Annotated in this window: 14 protein-coding genes, 2 pseudogenes and 1 CRISPR repeat array (1 of these 17 running past the window's edge); of the genes and pseudogenes, 7 read left to right on the top strand and 9 right to left on the bottom strand. The window is 30.8% G+C overall.

Annotated features, from left to right (window positions below; genetic code table 11):
• Positions 1-216: 216 nt before the first annotated feature.
• From fad_RS04780 to fad_RS04760, 5 genes are all read right to left on the bottom strand, one after another.
• Positions 217-1,059, bottom strand: coding sequence for an SWIM zinc finger family protein (locus fad_RS04780; protein ID WP_081142266.1), 843 nt, complete (start codon positions 1,057-1,059; stop codon positions 217-219).
• On the bottom strand, positions 1,059-4,106 hold the full coding sequence (locus fad_RS04775; RefSeq protein WP_081142264.1) for a DEAD/DEAH box helicase: 3,048 nt from the start codon (positions 4,104-4,106) through the stop codon (positions 1,059-1,061). Before fad_RS04775 ends, fad_RS04780 begins: the two co-directional genes overlap by 1 nt.
• Before the next feature lie 261 nt (positions 4,107-4,367).
• Positions 4,368-4,577, bottom strand: coding sequence for a hypothetical protein (locus fad_RS04770; RefSeq protein WP_081142262.1), 210 nt, complete (start codon positions 4,575-4,577; stop codon positions 4,368-4,370).
• A 318-nt stretch (positions 4,578-4,895) separates the two neighbouring features.
• On the bottom strand, positions 4,896-5,330 hold the full coding sequence (locus tag fad_RS04765) for a type II toxin-antitoxin system VapC family toxin (RefSeq protein ID WP_196795574.1): 435 nt from the start codon (positions 5,328-5,330) through the stop codon (positions 4,896-4,898).
• On the bottom strand, positions 5,314-5,592 hold the full coding sequence (locus fad_RS04760; RefSeq protein ID WP_081142258.1) for a DUF6364 family protein: 279 nt from the start codon (positions 5,590-5,592) through the stop codon (positions 5,314-5,316). Before fad_RS04760 ends, fad_RS04765 begins: the two co-directional genes overlap by 17 nt.
• 452 nt (positions 5,593-6,044) lie before the next feature.
• Between fad_RS04760 and fad_RS04755 the strand changes: the two genes are divergently transcribed.
• The gene (locus fad_RS04755) at positions 6,045-6,698 is read left to right on the top strand and encodes a nucleotidyl transferase AbiEii/AbiGii toxin family protein (RefSeq protein WP_081142244.1); all 654 of its coding nucleotides are present in this window, start codon (positions 6,045-6,047) and stop codon (positions 6,696-6,698) included.
• A 167-nt stretch (positions 6,699-6,865) separates the two neighbouring features.
• Here the strand turns inward: fad_RS04755 and fad_RS04750 are convergent, their stop codons facing one another.
• A complete protein-coding gene (locus tag fad_RS04750; protein WP_081141361.1) occupies positions 6,866-8,026 on the bottom strand; it encodes an IS256 family transposase in 1,161 nt (386 codons plus the stop codon).
• Positions 8,027-8,195: 169 nt separating this feature from the next.
• Here fad_RS04750 and fad_RS09295 point away from each other — a divergent pair, with 169 nt between their 5' ends.
• Positions 8,196-8,489, top strand: coding sequence for a hypothetical protein (locus fad_RS09295; protein ID WP_155951127.1), 294 nt, complete (start codon positions 8,196-8,198; stop codon positions 8,487-8,489).
• Between the two features lie 160 nt (positions 8,490-8,649).
• The gene (locus fad_RS04740; RefSeq protein WP_009886504.1) at positions 8,650-9,810 is read left to right on the top strand and encodes an IS110 family RNA-guided transposase; all 1,161 of its coding nucleotides are present in this window, start codon (positions 8,650-8,652) and stop codon (positions 9,808-9,810) included.
• A 366-nt stretch (positions 9,811-10,176) separates the two neighbouring features.
• Here the strand turns inward: fad_RS04740 and fad_RS09575 are convergent.
• A pseudogene (locus tag fad_RS09575) lies at positions 10,177-10,296 on the bottom strand (type II toxin-antitoxin system HicA family toxin); the annotation flags it as partial.
• Positions 10,297-10,390: 94 nt separating this feature from the next.
• Complete coding sequence (locus tag fad_RS04735) at positions 10,391-10,606, bottom strand: type II toxin-antitoxin system HicB family antitoxin (protein ID WP_081142240.1); 216 nt, start codon at positions 10,604-10,606, stop codon at positions 10,391-10,393.
• Positions 10,607-11,361: 755 nt separating this feature from the next.
• Between fad_RS04735 and fad_RS04730 the strand changes: the two genes are divergently transcribed.
• The 3 genes from fad_RS04730 (at position 11,362) to fad_RS04720 (ending at position 13,647) form a co-directional block, all read left to right on the top strand.
• Positions 11,362-11,592, top strand: coding sequence for a type II toxin-antitoxin system CcdA family antitoxin (locus fad_RS04730; protein WP_081142238.1), 231 nt, complete (start codon positions 11,362-11,364; stop codon positions 11,590-11,592).
• Positions 11,576-12,007, top strand: a complete 432-nt coding sequence (locus fad_RS04725) for a type II toxin-antitoxin system VapC family toxin (RefSeq protein ID WP_081142236.1) — start codon at positions 11,576-11,578, stop codon at positions 12,005-12,007. The genes fad_RS04730 and fad_RS04725 overlap by 17 nt, the downstream gene beginning before the upstream one ends.
• Before the next feature lie 209 nt (positions 12,008-12,216).
• Positions 12,217-13,647, top strand: coding sequence for an ATP-binding protein (locus fad_RS04720; RefSeq protein WP_081142234.1), 1,431 nt, complete (start codon positions 12,217-12,219; stop codon positions 13,645-13,647).
• Between the two features lie 32 nt (positions 13,648-13,679).
• Here fad_RS04720 and fad_RS09285 read toward each other — a convergent pair.
• Positions 13,680-13,845, bottom strand: a pseudogene (locus tag fad_RS09285) (IS481 family transposase); the annotation flags it as partial.
• A gap of 259 nt (positions 13,846-14,104) precedes the next feature.
• Between fad_RS09285 and fad_RS04715 the strand changes: the two are divergent.
• Positions 14,105-15,175, top strand: a complete 1,071-nt coding sequence (locus fad_RS04715; RefSeq protein ID WP_196795573.1) for a tetratricopeptide repeat protein — start codon at positions 14,105-14,107, stop codon at positions 15,173-15,175.
• A gap of 536 nt (positions 15,176-15,711) precedes the next feature.
• Positions 15,712-16,361: a CRISPR direct-repeat array (repeat unit 31 nt; unit sequence GTTAGAAATATATCCTTAAAGGAATTGATAC); it runs 1,423 nt beyond the window's last position.

Here is a 16,361-nt window from a genome sequence, read left to right as displayed (position 1 = left end):
AATAATTTTTTTATTAATTTAATGGAAATTTTAGATTCTTTTAATATTTATTTCTGTTAAGATGATACACAATTATGTGAATAAATTAAAGGTAGGAAGTACCTCTATTGAAATGTCCAGCTTTCTCTATATATATTGCTTGGTATCCATTTTCAATGAATACTATTGTTCAGTATAACTGAACAGATAAAAAGTTATATAATAGTTATAATAAAATTATACCAAATCCTCTTTAATTTTTTTGAGGTTTTCATTAATCCTATTATAATATAATTCAAGCATATACTGGATTTCAGGGTCATTGAACTCCATAGGCAATGGGTATTTCTTCAACGGCGATAATGTATTCTTTCTAACATTTTCTACCGGTATATGTAAATCAGGTGGTTTCCAGAAATTATTTAACTCTTCCACAGCAACTGATTTATCATTATTATTTTCCTTATTTTCCGGTATATTCCCGTCATTATTCTTTGAAATAGCGGAAATGAGCTCTTCTTTTCTTTTTCCATTTAATTCGAATAATAAAAATGGATCATCATCAAGCCGGTCTGCCAGAATATAAAATACAGCAGCTATGTGTTTACAGGGAATAGCATAATCCGGGCAAGTGCAGTTCATGTTAATTTCATCTCCACTTTGAGGGAACAATGATGCACCACCCTGTTTAAATGCATTTTCCAGCTCTGATGGTACTTCACCGGCAAGCATTCCAGCAACCAACCCCTTTGTGGATATTATCTGCTTTACTATTTTTTCCCATGCACTATCACCAAGTCGCGGAAATTCAATACTTATTCTATATGGCTTTTTCCTTGAACCCTGGACATCAGCACTAACTACATTCGAATCTATATTAACCCTTAAAACCTGACCTACCCTTGCATATCTTTTTCCTCTCTGAAGCCGGGTTTCCCAGCCATAAGAATTTAAAATGGCTATAAACCTTTTTGACCACCATTTAGTTCCTATATCTCCTTTTTTTGATTTTACCTTCATGCCACCGGTTGTTTTTATCGCAGTCCTATAATAATCATCATAATATTTTCTTCTTGCCATTATTCCTCATCCCCCGAAGCAATAACTTCCCTGCGTAGTGAAAACACATTTTTAAGATCTGTGCTGGATAATCCTGTAATCCAGGATTCATCAGATGCACCGATAATTTTCTCCCTCAACATGCTTTTCCCCTCTATTATATCATCAATTTTTTCTTCTATCGTGCCTGTGGAAATAAACTTGTAAACGTGGACATTTTTTAATTGACCTATCCTGTATGCCCGATCTGTTGCCTGGTCTTCCACAGATGGATTCCACCAGCGGTCAAAGTGTATTACGTTTGTTGCTGCTGTAAGGTTAATTCCCGCACCGCCAGCCTTCACTGAAATTATAAAAATTTTAGGGCCATCAGGATCCTGAAAACGTTCTACCATATTCTGCCTTAAAGACATAGGGGTGCTCCCATTGAGATAAAGCGCTTCTTCACCCAGTTTTTTAAGCATTTCTTCCTTTATTATCTTTCCAGCATCAGTATACTGTGTAAATACCAGTGTTTTCTGATTGCTGTCAATGGCTTCTTCAAGCATTTCCCTCAGCCTTACCAGCTTTTCTGATCTGTTGAGTCTTCTGTCCAGATCACCTGAAACCAGTGAAGGATGGTCTAAAAGCCGCTTTAATTTCGTTATTGTGGAAAGTATTACACCTTTTCTCTCTATACCTTTTTTCGTATTTACGGATTCAAGCATTGTGTTCACAGCTGCTTCATATAACGATGCCTGTTCCCCTGTCAATGGTATATACACCTTGACCTCTTCCTTATCCGGCAGGTCCTGTATTATACTTTTATCTGTTTTTACCCTTCTTAATATCATAGGATTTACCAGGGTATTCAAGGCATTCATTGCATTTTCATCACCATACCTCTCAATAGGAATAGAAAAAGTTTCCCTGAATTTTTTTTCTCCGCTAAGATATCCGGGATTTATAAATTCAAATATTGACCTTAAATCCTGAAGCCTGTTTTCTATTGGCGTTCCAGTTAACGCAATTTTAAAATTGCCCTGTAATGACCTTATAGCCCTGCTCTGCTTTGTGGAATAATTTTTAATGTACTGGGCTTCGTCTGCTATAATTCCATCCCAGTTTACCTGTGACAAAAATTTAATGTCCCTCTGGAGCAGCGAATATGATGTCAATACAATTTTATAATCTGTAATATTGTCTATAAAATTATCATCCTTTTTTCTTAAATTTCCATGGTGTATGTATACATTCAATGAAGGTGCGAATTTATGGATTTCGTGCTCCCAGTTGCTAATAACAGATGTGGGGCATAGTATCAATGATGTTGATCCGTTATTTTCGAGTCTGTCCAGCAAAAATGCAATGATTTCAATAGTTTTCCCTAAACCCATGTCGTCAGCAAGGCAGCATCCAAAACCTGCGCCTGTCATAAATTTTAGCCATGCAACACCGTGTTTCTGGTATTCCCTTAAATTTCCAATGAAATTTTCCGGCTCGTCTATAGGCAATGTTTTTGCGTTGCCACTTATTATATCTCCAACCCATCCTTCCCCTGAAATTTCAACCACCGGAATTGAATTGCTATTTTCCATTGTTAGAAGTTCCGGCAGGGACATTTTTTTATTGCCTTTGTCTAAAAGTTTCAATATTTTATTTAACTGATCATTATCTATCTCTACCCATTTATTTCCAATCTGCACTAAGTGGCTTTTCATATTGGCTAGTTTTTCTAAATCACTTTTTGAAACCGGTTCACCGTTAAGGACAATATCCAGGCTGTAATCCAGCAGTGCATTAATTCCCAATTTTACAGAATTATTAATATCCCCAGCTTTAACTTTGATCTTAATGCCCAGTTTGTTCTCTTTCTTTCCCCACCATTCTGGAAACAGTATACCGAATCCAGCTTCCTCCATAGAACTACTGTACGTCTTTAATAAATCAAAAACCTCCTCATCCGAGAGATATACACCATCCGGTTTTGAGGTGATATTTTTTCCGATAGGAGAAAATATTGACTGTGCAATTCCTATTGAACGCAATAAAAACTCTTCTGGAAATGCAGTATATTTATTAATCAGGGAAATAGTTTCAGAGTCTTTTCTATCCCATATTTTGCCATATGGCACCATCAGGCTCGGATCCTTTTTGGATTGCAAAAAGAATTTAAGAAACCATTGCCCATTATTTTCCGGAGGTATAAGATCCATGCATGTCCTGAATGGAAAATTTAGTGTGCTCTTGATCTTCTCTGACCATGAAACAAGTTTTTGCATTGCCAGGCTACGGCCATATGTAACAAATGGATTATCCAGCGATAATGAGTTTACCCATTTGGCGGCATCACCTACCGAACCTTTTACTGGCTTCCCGGGTTGGTAAGCAAATCTTCTGGAAATACTGTCCACAATCTCTGATATAAACATCCTTAGCATTGTTTCCCTGTCAATCTCCATGTGATTAAACGCAAGGCATACTCCGGGCATGTTTTTTGATAATTCATATATTAAACTCTGGTCTTCATATGTTTCCAGAATGGGAAGCCATCTGGATTTTATAGTAGTCCCTTCTTCTGTTGCAGAAGGTATAAACTTTTGCTGAGTTAATAGGTTAAATGCACTACTGGCGGCGAGTTTCCAGAACTTTAAATCATCTCCTATTATAATTCCATTTATAATGTTATTACTTAACTTTAGCAGCATCAGGAAAACATCTGTTATATTTACTGAGATTCCGTTAATATGCCATTCCATATACGAAAATGTATCGTTTTCGTTTTCATTTGAAACTATGCCTGATAGTTCACCTGATACCAGTGGCTGATCAAGTGAAGTTGGAAAAATGGCAGATAAAGTTTCATTCTTCAAATTAATTTTATTGCCCCATATTTTCTTAACTGCATTGGCAGCAACCTTTGAAGTGCCTGAAAATGGATGAATAGCAGAATCTTTTATTTTCGTTCCGGTGCTTTCTGACCATAAAAAGAATGAGATACCCTTTTCCTCAACATGGCAACTCCCATGCAATACTATAATACTGCCTGTCTCTTCTAGCCTAACATTCAGAGTTTTACTATCCTTCATTATATTACCCGCTAATCATTTTTTAAACGGAAATACAATGCATAACCACAATATATATTATTCCCAACCCTTGATTATGCCCATAATGAACGCCGTATGAGAAATAACCTATGTTAAGAATCACTCTGAATTAATTAAGGTGTATAGGAGAAGCATAAACACGTTATACTTATGTACTTTATGTACTAGCTAGCGAATCTCCCATGATTCATCATTGCTGATAGGTTTTTTCTTTTTAATGGGAAGGTAATAGGTATCTGCTTAATGATTTTTTATTTTGATAAGTATTGAGACCATGAATATCCTGAGGTTATCTTCTATTATTATGATTCTTGATATAATATTCATGATGATCCATACATTGTATAGTAGTATTGCAAGATAGAAATACAATAGCCTTACATTGAGTATTCTGGATGTGGTTTTGCAAGGATTTTTCTTATCATCCTGGAGTCTGTCTCTATTCCCCATCTTTTCCTGTACAGTTTGAGCAGCTTATTCGGTGATAGGGCAATGTTCGTTGCGAATATGTATAATACCTAACCCTGCCTGCTGTGCCCGTATAGGGAAACAATGTGGAATGAGGCCTGATCCCTTTTCGTCCTTGCATGTGAATAGGTTGTAAATTTCTAGTCAGAGGATCGCATGAACATATTAAACTGGTCGTTCATAACATAAGTATACAGGTTTGAAATTTAATTATTATACATAAATAGCTAAAGAAAGTGCAAAAAATATGAAAAATAGAGACCGTAAAGTGTAGAAATATCAAAACAGGTATTAACAGGTTCAAATAAATCTGGTTTTTACACCTAAAGAAGACGCTATAGAATTTTGTTCTTTATCTGCAGTAATAAATATTGAGGAAATATTCATAGACGAGACTATATGTATAACGTCTGCTAAAGGTTTGTGCAAGTCCATACAAATTTTGCTTGATCTAATCATGATATGACTGTTAATATTTATTAAATCAATAGCATTTAATTTTATTAAATTTCTTACTTCATCATAAAATCTATTAAACATTTCAATAGGTTCCTCTATAATTTGCTTTCTCCATAATTTATCGAAAACTATTGAAATTTCACCTATCGTTAAGATAGAGGTAATGATCTTTATTTTATTATTGTATGCATCGTTAAATAAAGCATCAATAGAATCTGAATTTGCTTCGTTTATGTACCTTTTAACATATGCACTTGTATCAAGATAAACGTTCATCCATTTCATCCCTTATTTCGTCTAGAATGTTTTGAGTATCAACAATTTTCATTTTTTTTCTCTTCTCAACTATCGCATCAGGTGAGGTATAGTTATATTTAATTCCTATGCTATTAAATGATTTATCAAGTTCATCTTCGGACAATAGTAATTTCAAATCATTCTCAACAAACGCACTCAATGTTATGTTTTTCAAGGCCAAAGCAGATTTAGCTTTGTTTATTACCTCCTCATCTATTGATAATGTTAATTTTCTTTTCATACGTATATAAATATATACGTATATAAATAGGTTATCTTTTTACTATGTTCGGCATAGAGCCTCTATCCCTTTAATTCTTAGATACAGGAAATTGATGTACTTTTAGATATTTTTTCATATATGTCAAATATTGTTTAAGGTATTGTATTCCAAATCCTGTATTTATGCCACCATATACCAGATTCAAAATCATTTTGACCAGGCAATGTACTCTGTAGTAATATTGCAGGCTCTTTTTTAGTTATTCGTTTTCTTGTCTCTTCTGTTATATATTGTTTCTACTCCTTATCTGTTATTATATATTCTGTTAATATGTAATTATTCTAGAAGGCATTTTTGGGTTATCGTACACGATGAAGAATAAATTATTTTCCTCAATGTTTATACTAAAATAATAAAGATTGGTTACACAACAAGAGTTATACATTTATATAACTCTTGTATATTGTACTGTGAAACTTCCGATCATCAAGCAATTAAAAAAGAGAGATCAAATAGAGACTGCGAGGTTACAGGATGAACTAATGCATTTGTTATATAATGTGGACAATTCTTTAATAATTCATGGGGGTATGGCTATCTGGAGATGCTATTCAGGTAATAGATTTTCGGTGAATATAGATCTTTATTCTATTAATTTCCCCGAACGTTTAACCGAATTTCAAAAAGAGATAAAATCGAATGAACTAAAATTAAAGGAATTAAAAAACACTGGAAATATTTTATGTTCAAATATTTCTGATAATGATATAAGTGTTAAAATAGAGATAAACCATAAATATTATCCAGAAAATCCAGTAGAAATGGAGTATGAGTTAATAGATGGGAACACTCTAAATGTTTTAACTTTATCAGCAGAAAGCCTCATAAACGAAAAAATTTTAGCGTACAGAGATAGAAAATTTATGCGGGATTTGTATGACATATATGTATTACTCAAATATGTTGATCGTCCTGAAACAGTTAAAAGTAAGTTGTTAAAATTTATTAATACCCTGGAAAAACCTGTAGATGAAAATGTTGTAAAAACTATAGTCTATTCAGGCTTGCCCCCATCATACAGTAAAATGGTTGATTATATAAATCAATTTATAAATTCAACATAGGTGTATTTATGAAATATATAAATGAATTTTTTGAGAATTTTAAAGATAAGTATATTTTTTCTGCAAATGATGTTAAAAGGTTTTTATCTTATAGAAAAGCCAATGATGATTATTACAAAATATTTCTATACAACTTAACAAAAGATTGTGTCCATAATTTTGTGTATTTATAAAGGATACCTCTTCTGAAACATTTCTTTTATTTCATCATTGCATTTATAGTATCCGTTCATTTTCCTGAATGCATGCTTTGAATTGTATTCTATTGACTTATAGTAAAATACCTTCATTGCTGAATCCTCATCAGGGAATGATGATATTGTTTTTACCCTTCTCCTTACCTCTCCGTTTAGCCTTTCTATAGCATTGGTAGATTTCAATGATCTCCATATACTGGAAGGATAATTATAGAATCTTAATAATTTTCCCAGATTCTTTTCAGTATTGTATATTACCTTGGGATACTTACTCTCCCATTTATATTTAAAATCATTGAACTTTATTATAGCTTCTTCTTTATTATCACATTTAAACATCTTATTTGCGTCTATAGTTATTTCATCAATATCTTTCTCCCTTACATTGGATTTTAATCCCCTTGCATAGTGTATTGTACATAGCTGGAACTCTGATCTGGGATATATTTCCATTACTTCCTCATCCATATTCTTTATTCCATCTGCTACTATTAGTAATGGCTCCTTTAATCCTCTATTATATAGGTCTTCTAATACATCTTTATATGTATTATGTGATTCTTTAACTGTTAAATAGAATCCTAATACTTCGTATTCTCCTGTTTCTTTAATTCCTAAAGCAAATATAACTGGCTCCTTGTCTACATTCCCTCTTCTTAAATAGAAGAATAATCCATCCAGGAATATTGCTATATAACGTTTATCTAATGGCCTGTTAATAAACTTATAAACCTCTTCTATAGTTAAATCTGTTATTCTTGATATAGTAGATTTAGAATATTTATTTCCTAAAATATCCTCCATTATACCTGCTATTCTCCTTGTAGATATGCCATTGGAATACATTGATACTATAAGATCCTCTATACCTATCGACCTGCTATAGGGCTCTATTACCTTTGTATGGAAATTGCTATCCCTGTCTCTGGGGATATTTAACTGTTTTATTTCACCATACTTTGTCTTTAAATCTCTTTTATATTTCCCATTCTTTATTCCTGGATTATCTTCTAAATATGCATTTAATTCTATTTCCATTAATTTCTCTATTCTTTCCTTTATTGCTTCCTTTAATATTCTATCTATATCTACATTCTCAAGAGCCGATATGTTTATATCTGTATTTTCCATATTTTATTACCTCCTTGTGTTCAAAAGAGGTATACTTTCCTGTTATTTAATGATTAAATTCATTAGTAACAGGAGAGTTTATATTTACACATAATTACATACACAACCAACAAAAGAAAAGAAAATTCATAAAATAAGATATGGCTATTATAGCTTTAATGATGATATAATGCTCACAGGTTTGTCTTATGAACCTTTTTACTATGGCCTTGAAAGCGCATTATCATTGCTAAATTTATGGGAACAGGAAACTAATCCGGTGATAATAACTCCATTACATATACGAACAGGAATGATGCAATATGAAGGAAGAAATTATATTGTAAGGAGGATATCAAGGGAAATGTTTTTTGGTTATCAATATCTAAAATATTATGATTTTTATATACCTGTATCCTGTCTAGAAAAAACTCTAATAGATTTAGTATATTATAATGAAAAGTTACCTGAGTACCTTGTATAATGATTTTATCCATAACTCCATTATGGCAATGATCAGGGAATACTGTGAGTTCTTTGTGGGTCAATCCACCGTATATAGTATGTATATCCCTTTTCATATTCAAGTATAAAAATAATGTATATTGTGCAAATGCACCGATAATAAGCAAGGCTGTTGGAATATGGAAAGGGAGAGTGTGAACTGGTCTGGAGGTTATATGATATATGTTGGAATAGATATAGCTAAAAAGAAGTTTGATTATTGCATTATAAACAGTGAAATGAATTTAATAAAAAGGGGAATACTGATAAACAATAACTATGGCTTCAGTGAATTTCTAAAGATAATAAAGAATTATAGAAATATAAAAATAGGAATGGAATCAACAAGTATATACCATGTGAATTTATACAATTATTTAATAGAAAACAGTCGCAGTGCAATAATATTAAACTCTCTGGAGACAAAATTATTGAAGAGTTCAAGGATAAGGAAGAATAAGACAGATAAAATAGATGCAGAAGCAATAGCAAAATATATTATCATACGTAAAAACAATATAATTACCATGGATAAAAATACTGAGAATACTTACACAAATCTTAAGGAATACGTATACACATACATAAGAATAAACAGGAAAATAACAATGGCAAAGAACCAGTTAATAGTAGATATGGATCTATTATACCCCGGATTAACCGCGGTGGCCAATGTTAATTCCAAATATTTCATGGAAATAATAAGCAACATAGATCAAATCATTGAAAATAATTATAAAATAAAATATATCAGTGACAGTAAACACAGTGAAATAAGAAATATCTTAATAAACAGCAATACTAATAATGCAGTCAAATACGACATAGATATAAACATTGAAACACTGGAATTATTGAACAAGCAGTTAATGAAAACAAAAAATATCATAGAAGATGAGTATAATAGTATGGATTCCAAAATAAAGACAATTCCAGGAATAGGGACTATAACAGGTTCTATAATATTGTCATCTATAGGAGACATAAACAGGTTTGATTCTATTATAAAGCTAAGGGCCTATTCAGGTATGGATCCAGTGGTTAAACAATCTGGGGATTATAATATTACATCAAAAATATCAAAAAGGGGAAACCCGTTAATAAGGTATGCACTGTATTTATCAACTGTATCTGCTATTAGATTTAATCCAGTAATTAAAAGATATTACACAAGGAAGAAGAATGATGGCATGAAAGGAAATAAGCTATTAATTGCGTGTTCCAACAAATTACTGAATATCATATACTCCGTATTGAAGAATAATAAGGATTTTGAAGATCCTCTGAATAATATAAATTAAAAAATAATTAAAGAAAATACGTATTTTTGAATATCAATAGCGTAAGCTATAGAAGTTATGAATATTTATATGTAAAAAGTAAAATTAATATAGTATACTATTTAATGATATCAAGAAAAAAGCAAATAAAAAGATATTAAAAGGCTACATTTCAGAAATACGACAAGTGAGTATAAAAAACAAAATATCAAAATTATTGTTATAATTATTGGAATATTATAAATATATTTATGTAATATTATATAAAGATAATTTGTATGAAAACGTACCATGATTTGGTTCTATTGGTCGAAAAAATTTTTTTAACAATATCAGAAGGTCATAAAATTATTTATCTAATAATATATGATTATCATCGGAATAATTCTATTTATTTAACTTAAAGAATTCTTCAATTGTTAGTCCAGCTTCCCTGATTATTGCTCTTAATGTACCTGTAGCCAGTTTTTTATGATCTGGAATAGTAAGTTTTTTTCCATCGGATTGCCTTTTAAAATGAGATAACTACCGTGTTCCGTTTATACCCAAACCTTATTTTATTTAAGATTTAACAACATCCTACCCAGAAATTGAAGGCAGTTCAGGCATTAACCTCAACTTTTTCAATTAATTCAATATCTTTTGGTATCCACTCTTTATCAGCTATAAGACCTTCTATATAACCCTGAATGGCATCTTTAATATTTATCAAAGCTTCTTCTATTGTTTTCCCTTCAGATATACATCCAGGTAATGCCGGAACTGTGGCAACATATATACCGTTTTCATCTTTTTCAAGAACTACAGTATATTTCATATATTACTTCAATGAAGATACGAATATAAACATTTTTATTATTTAGATATGGGTGTGCTGGAATTGTGAAATAATTCAAATATAATAGTTATAGTCTAATTAATGCAAACTTTAGTCAAATAACTATTCCATACAAATGAATATTATAAAGATTTAATGTATGTGGTTCATTTTCATTAAAAATTGAACCATATATGGGCCAAATTTAAGTATATTAAAATATAATGTTATATGAATCTGGATAATTCAATGCTTCATTATTAAAATACCAGGGAAGATAATTAATTAAACAATAAAAATCAGATAGTGTATATGAATTGCTGTAATTTCAGTATTGTCCGATATAATCTGAATCTATTTCGATGTTCGTATATATCATCTTCTTAAGGGCATAACCAGCAGTAATATTGCATCGGTACTAGCAAAGCACATTAAACCATCCAGGAATACTGAAATGACAGATAAAGACTCTACGGCTTTTTGAAAATGGCAATGATATAATAATAAACAACGGGATAAAAGATAATCCATATACAGCAGTGTGTTGCATAATTCATCACAATTTTATAGGCATTGTATCATAAATTTAAAATTAAAAATGTAAACCCGAGATAGTGAAATATAGGTGTGATTTCCCATGACTCCAAAATCGATGGTAAAATAAATAAAAGCGTAAAAATATACATATGTAGGTACACTCATCAAAAGATTTTATATACAAAATTATATATACAATTTTAGTGATACTACATCATATGTCAAAGATGGTAAGTATAAGAATAGATGAAGATACATTATCAGAGGCAAAGAAGTTAAATATCAACATATCAAAGGTTCTGAGAGAATTATTAAAAAAAGAGATTGAAAAAAGGGAAAATATAGAAAGGCTAGAAAGCCTGTCAAAGATACAGGAAATATTAAAAAATGTTGATAAAAAACAATTGCTTGAAGATTTAAGGAGGGATAGGGATGAAAGGAAATATTGATTATACTTTCGTTGTTGACACAAGTTCGTTATTTAACTTATTCTTTATCGATTCGAAGAATATAGTACTTGAGATTATGCACAAATCATTTATTCTAGACCTAACCTTTTATGAACTTGGCAGTGTTTTTGTTAAAGGTAATGATAATCATATAAAAAATCTAAATAAAACAGAAATTACAGAACTAATAAACAATATAGAGAAATTAATTTCAGGTATAAATGTTATAAGAATACAACCAGAACATATTTCTGGAATAATGCATATTTCATTCTCTACAGGTTTAACGTTTTATGATTCATCCTATGTATTTTATAGCAAAAATTTGAATTTACCCTTATTAACAGATGATAAAGAAATAAATTCAAAAGCTAAAAAATTAGGAATAAATGTAATGAAAGTAGACGATTTATAAATAAAAGTTTTAAAAATAAAACTAAACCTTGATTATGTACATAATTTTGTGCAAATACCATCAATTTTGTCTCACTATTTAATAGGGAAATCTAGATGGATAAATTTTGACGGCTCAATCAAATATCCGTTGAATATTATTAAGAAAGTATACACAATTTTACATGATAGGAAAAATTATATTTAAGTTGAGTATAAAGTATTATACTTATGTCTCAACAGAAATTTATTGATCGTAAAGAGGAACTGGAAATGCTGGGTTATGATTACTCTAGAGATGGCAGTGCACTTTTTATTATATACGGCAGGAGAAGAGTAGGCAAAACAGAATTAATAAATCAGTTCATAGGCAAGAACGGCATATATTTCCTTTCTACCGATGAAGGCGATATTCAAAATATAAAAGATTTTCAGAAAGTCATATCAAATTTCTTGAATGATGAAAGTATCAATAACGGCGTATACAAGGATTTCTATTCATTCTTTTATATGCTGATAAATAACATTTCCTTCAAAGACTATGTATCAAATAAGAAATTAATAATTGGGATCGATGAATTTCCATATTTAATCGAAGGGAATAAATCAATTCCTTCAGTATTCCAGAAAATATATGATCTGCTATTAAAGGACATGAATATTATGTTAATCCTCTCAGGATCTTCAATAACAATGATGGAGAATAATGTACTGTCATATAAATCACCCCTGTATGGTAGAAGAAGTGGCCAGATAAAATTAAAGCCTTTAAAATTCAGATACGTAAAAGAATTTATAAATTACAATTTTACAGATCTATGTAAAATCTATTTTATTCTTGGCGGTATACCGGAATATCTATTAAAAATGGATAATAAATTAACTTTTGATGAAAATATATTACATAATATAATAAATAAAAATTCAACACTGTATAATGAAGCCGAATTTCTTTTGAGAACAGAATTAAGGGAGACCAGGAATTATATGCTAATCCTGAGATCTATTGCCGGCGGTTATAGAACTGTGGGTGAAATCAACTCATATACAAATATGGATAAAAGTATGGTTTCGAAATATATAGATATTTTGCTGTCCCTGGAATTAATATCCTATGAGATACCTTTTGGTGAAACTGAAAAGTTCAGGAAGAGATTATATTATATTAATGATAATTATCTCAAATTCTGGTTCAGGTATATTTTGCCTAACAGGACAGGAATAGAAAATTCAAATTATTCTGAAGTTGCAAGAAAAATAGAAAATGATTTTTCCCAATTCGGAGGAGAACAGTTTGAATATTTAATGAGGGAATTAATCATGGACGGCATTCTCGGGAGAACCTTCACCACTGTTTCTCGATGGTGGGGCAAAGTTGGAAATAACACTGGCAAAAATGTTGAAGAGATAGATATTGTTGCATATTCCGATACAAGAAATGAAATATTATTTGCTGAATGTAAATGGACAAATAAAAAAGTAAGTTATAAAATTATAGAGGAATTGATAAGGAAATCAAAGTGGCTTTTAAATAAATATAATAATAGTAAAGTTACTTATGCTGTATTTTCTAAGTCAGGTTTTGATTTCAATTCTGATATACTGGAAAAAAACATTATAGCTATGGATTTAAACGGAATTGAAAATGCATTGTATAGATAAATGCCGGAACAGCTACGGATGTGTGATATCCAAAATGTGGAGAAATATTGCCTTATCCTTTTAATGGCATAGTTAAGTCTCTCAAGTTTCCCATTTGTCTGTAGATGATATATACTTCCCCCTATCTGTATTATCTAAATATTCCTGGAATTTCTTCTTGTTACCAGGTATTCCGTTCTTTTTATTTGAAAATAACTGTATTACAAGCCGATACAATTTCCATTATTAATTTTTTATATCCTATTTTCAAATATGAACAACATTATTGAAAATATAAGCAATATAAAATATAATTATTAAGGGAAAACAGCAATACTAAATGCAATTCAAAGTCATAATATAAAAAAACAGCTAAAATTAAGGTTTTTGGATTAGTAAATGATTCCATATGAGTAAAGTTCGGAACAATAGAAATATTTATAACCATATATATTTTACTTATTCTGGAGTTAAGGAAATGAAGTATGTAGAAGCTGAAATCTCTTATCATAAAGCTGTTCAACTGAATGATGTTAATGCATACAATAATGCACTTATAGAAATTAATAAAGCAATATCTCTTGATCCGGATAACCCTGATTATCATTACACGAAAGCGATTTCCTTAGCTGGTAATGAACAATATAATGAAGCAATTGAAGAATATGACAAGGCAATATCGATCAATCCTAAAAATCCTGATTATTATGTTGGTAAAGGTGTAGCTCTAGACAAAACAGGAAAAGCCAGTGAAGCCATTAAAACAATTGACAAAGCAATATCTCTTGGCCCTAGAAATTCAGGTGCTTATTCTGTAAAAGCTCAAATTTTATTTTCTAATGGGCAACACAATGAAGCCATTAAAGAATTTGACAAAGCAATATCTTTTGACCCTAAAAACCCTAAATATCATGAAGATAAAGCTCTTTTCCTTCGTGCCATGTATGAGTACGATTATGCTATAATAGAATATGATACGTTAATATCTCTTTATCCTAAAAATCCCCTATACCATAATAGCAAAGGTAATACTATAGTCGAGAGGGCAGCTAGCAACGATCGCAAAAAATACAATGAAGCAATTGAAGAATATGATACCGCTCTTAAATTGCTTCGCTATAGGCCGGAACAGAAACGTTCCACCCCTATTTATGCTGCAAAAGCAGAAGTGGTAGCATACGTTCTTTTTGATAAAGCTGTATGCCTGGAAAAATTAGGGAAAATAGAGGATGCAATTAATATATATACTTCCGCAAAAGAGATAGATCAGCAGAGGCTTGATCCTGTGATAAGAATTTGTAACCTTTATTACAATTTAGGGAAATACAAAGAAGCATCAGAAGTTATGGGTGAATTGTTGACATACGATTTGGATGAAATCCCGGAACGATGTGAACGTGGAAACTGTGGCACCGCAGATCTTATCAACTGTTTAGAAATAGTAATTAAAAGTTGTCAGAAAATTAATAATAAAGAGGATGTTGATTTATATGTTAATAGGTTACTGGAGTTAGATCCTGAAAACAAACTGGCCAGATCACTTAAATAATATACTCAAACATTAAATTTGGTTTTCTTCTTTTCTAGACTGTACCGTCTGATAGATATTTCCTGTATGCGTCCTCTAAAATTATAATAAAAAGATGCTGTTCACCAATTAGAAAAACCAAACATTATTTGTAAAAAATTTAAATTATCGGTACCGATACAGTATCGGTAACGATGCAATTTATATTTGGAAGGGAATTGAATGAAGGTGAATTATACGATAGAAAAAATGAAGTAAATACTATTTGGGTGTCTCATGCGTTAAGAGGTGGGAACTTACGGTCAACTTAATTTAATAACGAAACATCTATAAATAAACTTATTATAACATTATAGTGATAATTTGGATGAGACTAATTTAGAATGTTTAATCTATATTGATGCCAATATAGATACATATTTAGAAAAGGGATTAAAATAACATCATGTGAGATTATATATTGTTAGTATTTAAATGAATTTTTTATTGTATTTAACGCTATTTAAAATCTATATTTTAAATAAAAATATACTTAAATATAACTTCTAAATTCTCTTGTTAGAAATATATCCTTAAAGGAATTGATACAAGGCCAGAAAGAAAGGGTTGTTTATGTGCCAATCGAGTTAGAAATATATCCTTAAAGGAATTGATACGAATGATTCGGGAGGATGCATCCCAGGCAATAACTCAGTTAGAAATATATCCTTAAAGGAATTGATACCTATGTAGAAAAAGGATGCACCATTATCTTTCAACCAGGTTAGAAATATATCCTTAAAGGAATTGATACGGGATTATATCGCCCTGGTAATTTGCGATCGTATTGTTAGAAATATATCCTTAAAGGAATTGATACTTACATTTCCATTTGATATATTACTTCTCATCATTTTGTTAGAAATATATCCTTAAAGGAATTGATACTTACATTCAAATCATCTCTTACCGGTGGCACTGGTAGGTTAGAAATATATCCTTAAAGGAATTGATACAAAAGTGTTTTAGACGCAATGCAAGTTAAAGGTATGGTTAGAAATATATCCTTAAAGGAATTGATACAAAATACCATTTATGCGATGATGATTTAGCGCTTATAGTTAGAAATATATCCTTAAAGGAATTGATACCCGTACACCGAAGAGGCAATCCCTCCTTCAGCTTTGTTAGAAATATATCCTTAAAGGAATTGATACTAGGAGCTTAT

Source organism: Ferroplasma acidiphilum, assembly GCF_002078355.1.
GTDB lineage: Archaea > Thermoplasmatota > Thermoplasmata > Thermoplasmatales > Thermoplasmataceae > Ferroplasma > Ferroplasma acidiphilum.
The sequence above is the reverse complement of the archived record's forward strand: the minus strand, read 5'-3'. Positions and strand labels throughout refer to the sequence as shown.

Excerpts from the sequence above, each read along its gene's own strand:
- fad_RS04760 (WP_081142258.1), bottom strand. The coding sequence starts at position 5,592 with ATGAAAAGAAAATTAACATTATCAATAGATGAGGAGGTAATAAACAAA.
- fad_RS04750 (WP_081141361.1), bottom strand. The coding sequence starts at position 8,026 with ATGGAAAATACAGATATAAACATATCGGCTCTTGAGAATGTAGATATA.
- fad_RS04730 (WP_081142238.1), top strand. The coding sequence starts at position 11,362 with ATGTCAAAGATGGTAAGTATAAGAATAGATGAAGATACATTATCAGAG.
- fad_RS04725 (WP_081142236.1), top strand. The coding sequence starts at position 11,576 with ATGAAAGGAAATATTGATTATACTTTCGTTGTTGACACAAGTTCGTTA.
- fad_RS09295 (WP_155951127.1), top strand. The coding sequence starts at position 8,196 with ATGCTCACAGGTTTGTCTTATGAACCTTTTTACTATGGCCTTGAAAGC.
- fad_RS04780 (WP_081142266.1), bottom strand. The coding sequence starts at position 1,059 with ATGGCAAGAAGAAAATATTATGATGATTATTATAGGACTGCGATAAAA.
- fad_RS04740 (WP_009886504.1), top strand. The coding sequence starts at position 8,650 with ATGGAAAGGGAGAGTGTGAACTGGTCTGGAGGTTATATGATATATGTT.
- fad_RS04775 (WP_081142264.1), bottom strand. The coding sequence starts at position 4,106 with ATGAAGGATAGTAAAACTCTGAATGTTAGGCTAGAAGAGACAGGCAGT.
- fad_RS04765 (WP_196795574.1), bottom strand. The coding sequence starts at position 5,330 with ATGAACGTTTATCTTGATACAAGTGCATATGTTAAAAGGTACATAAAC.
- fad_RS04715 (WP_196795573.1), top strand. The coding sequence starts at position 14,105 with ATGAAGTATGTAGAAGCTGAAATCTCTTATCATAAAGCTGTTCAACTG.
- fad_RS04735 (WP_081142240.1), bottom strand. The coding sequence starts at position 10,606 with ATGAAATATACTGTAGTTCTTGAAAAAGATGAAAACGGTATATATGTT.
- fad_RS04770 (WP_081142262.1), bottom strand. The coding sequence starts at position 4,577 with ATGGGGAATAGAGACAGACTCCAGGATGATAAGAAAAATCCTTGCAAA.
- fad_RS04720 (WP_081142234.1), top strand. The coding sequence starts at position 12,217 with ATGTCTCAACAGAAATTTATTGATCGTAAAGAGGAACTGGAAATGCTG.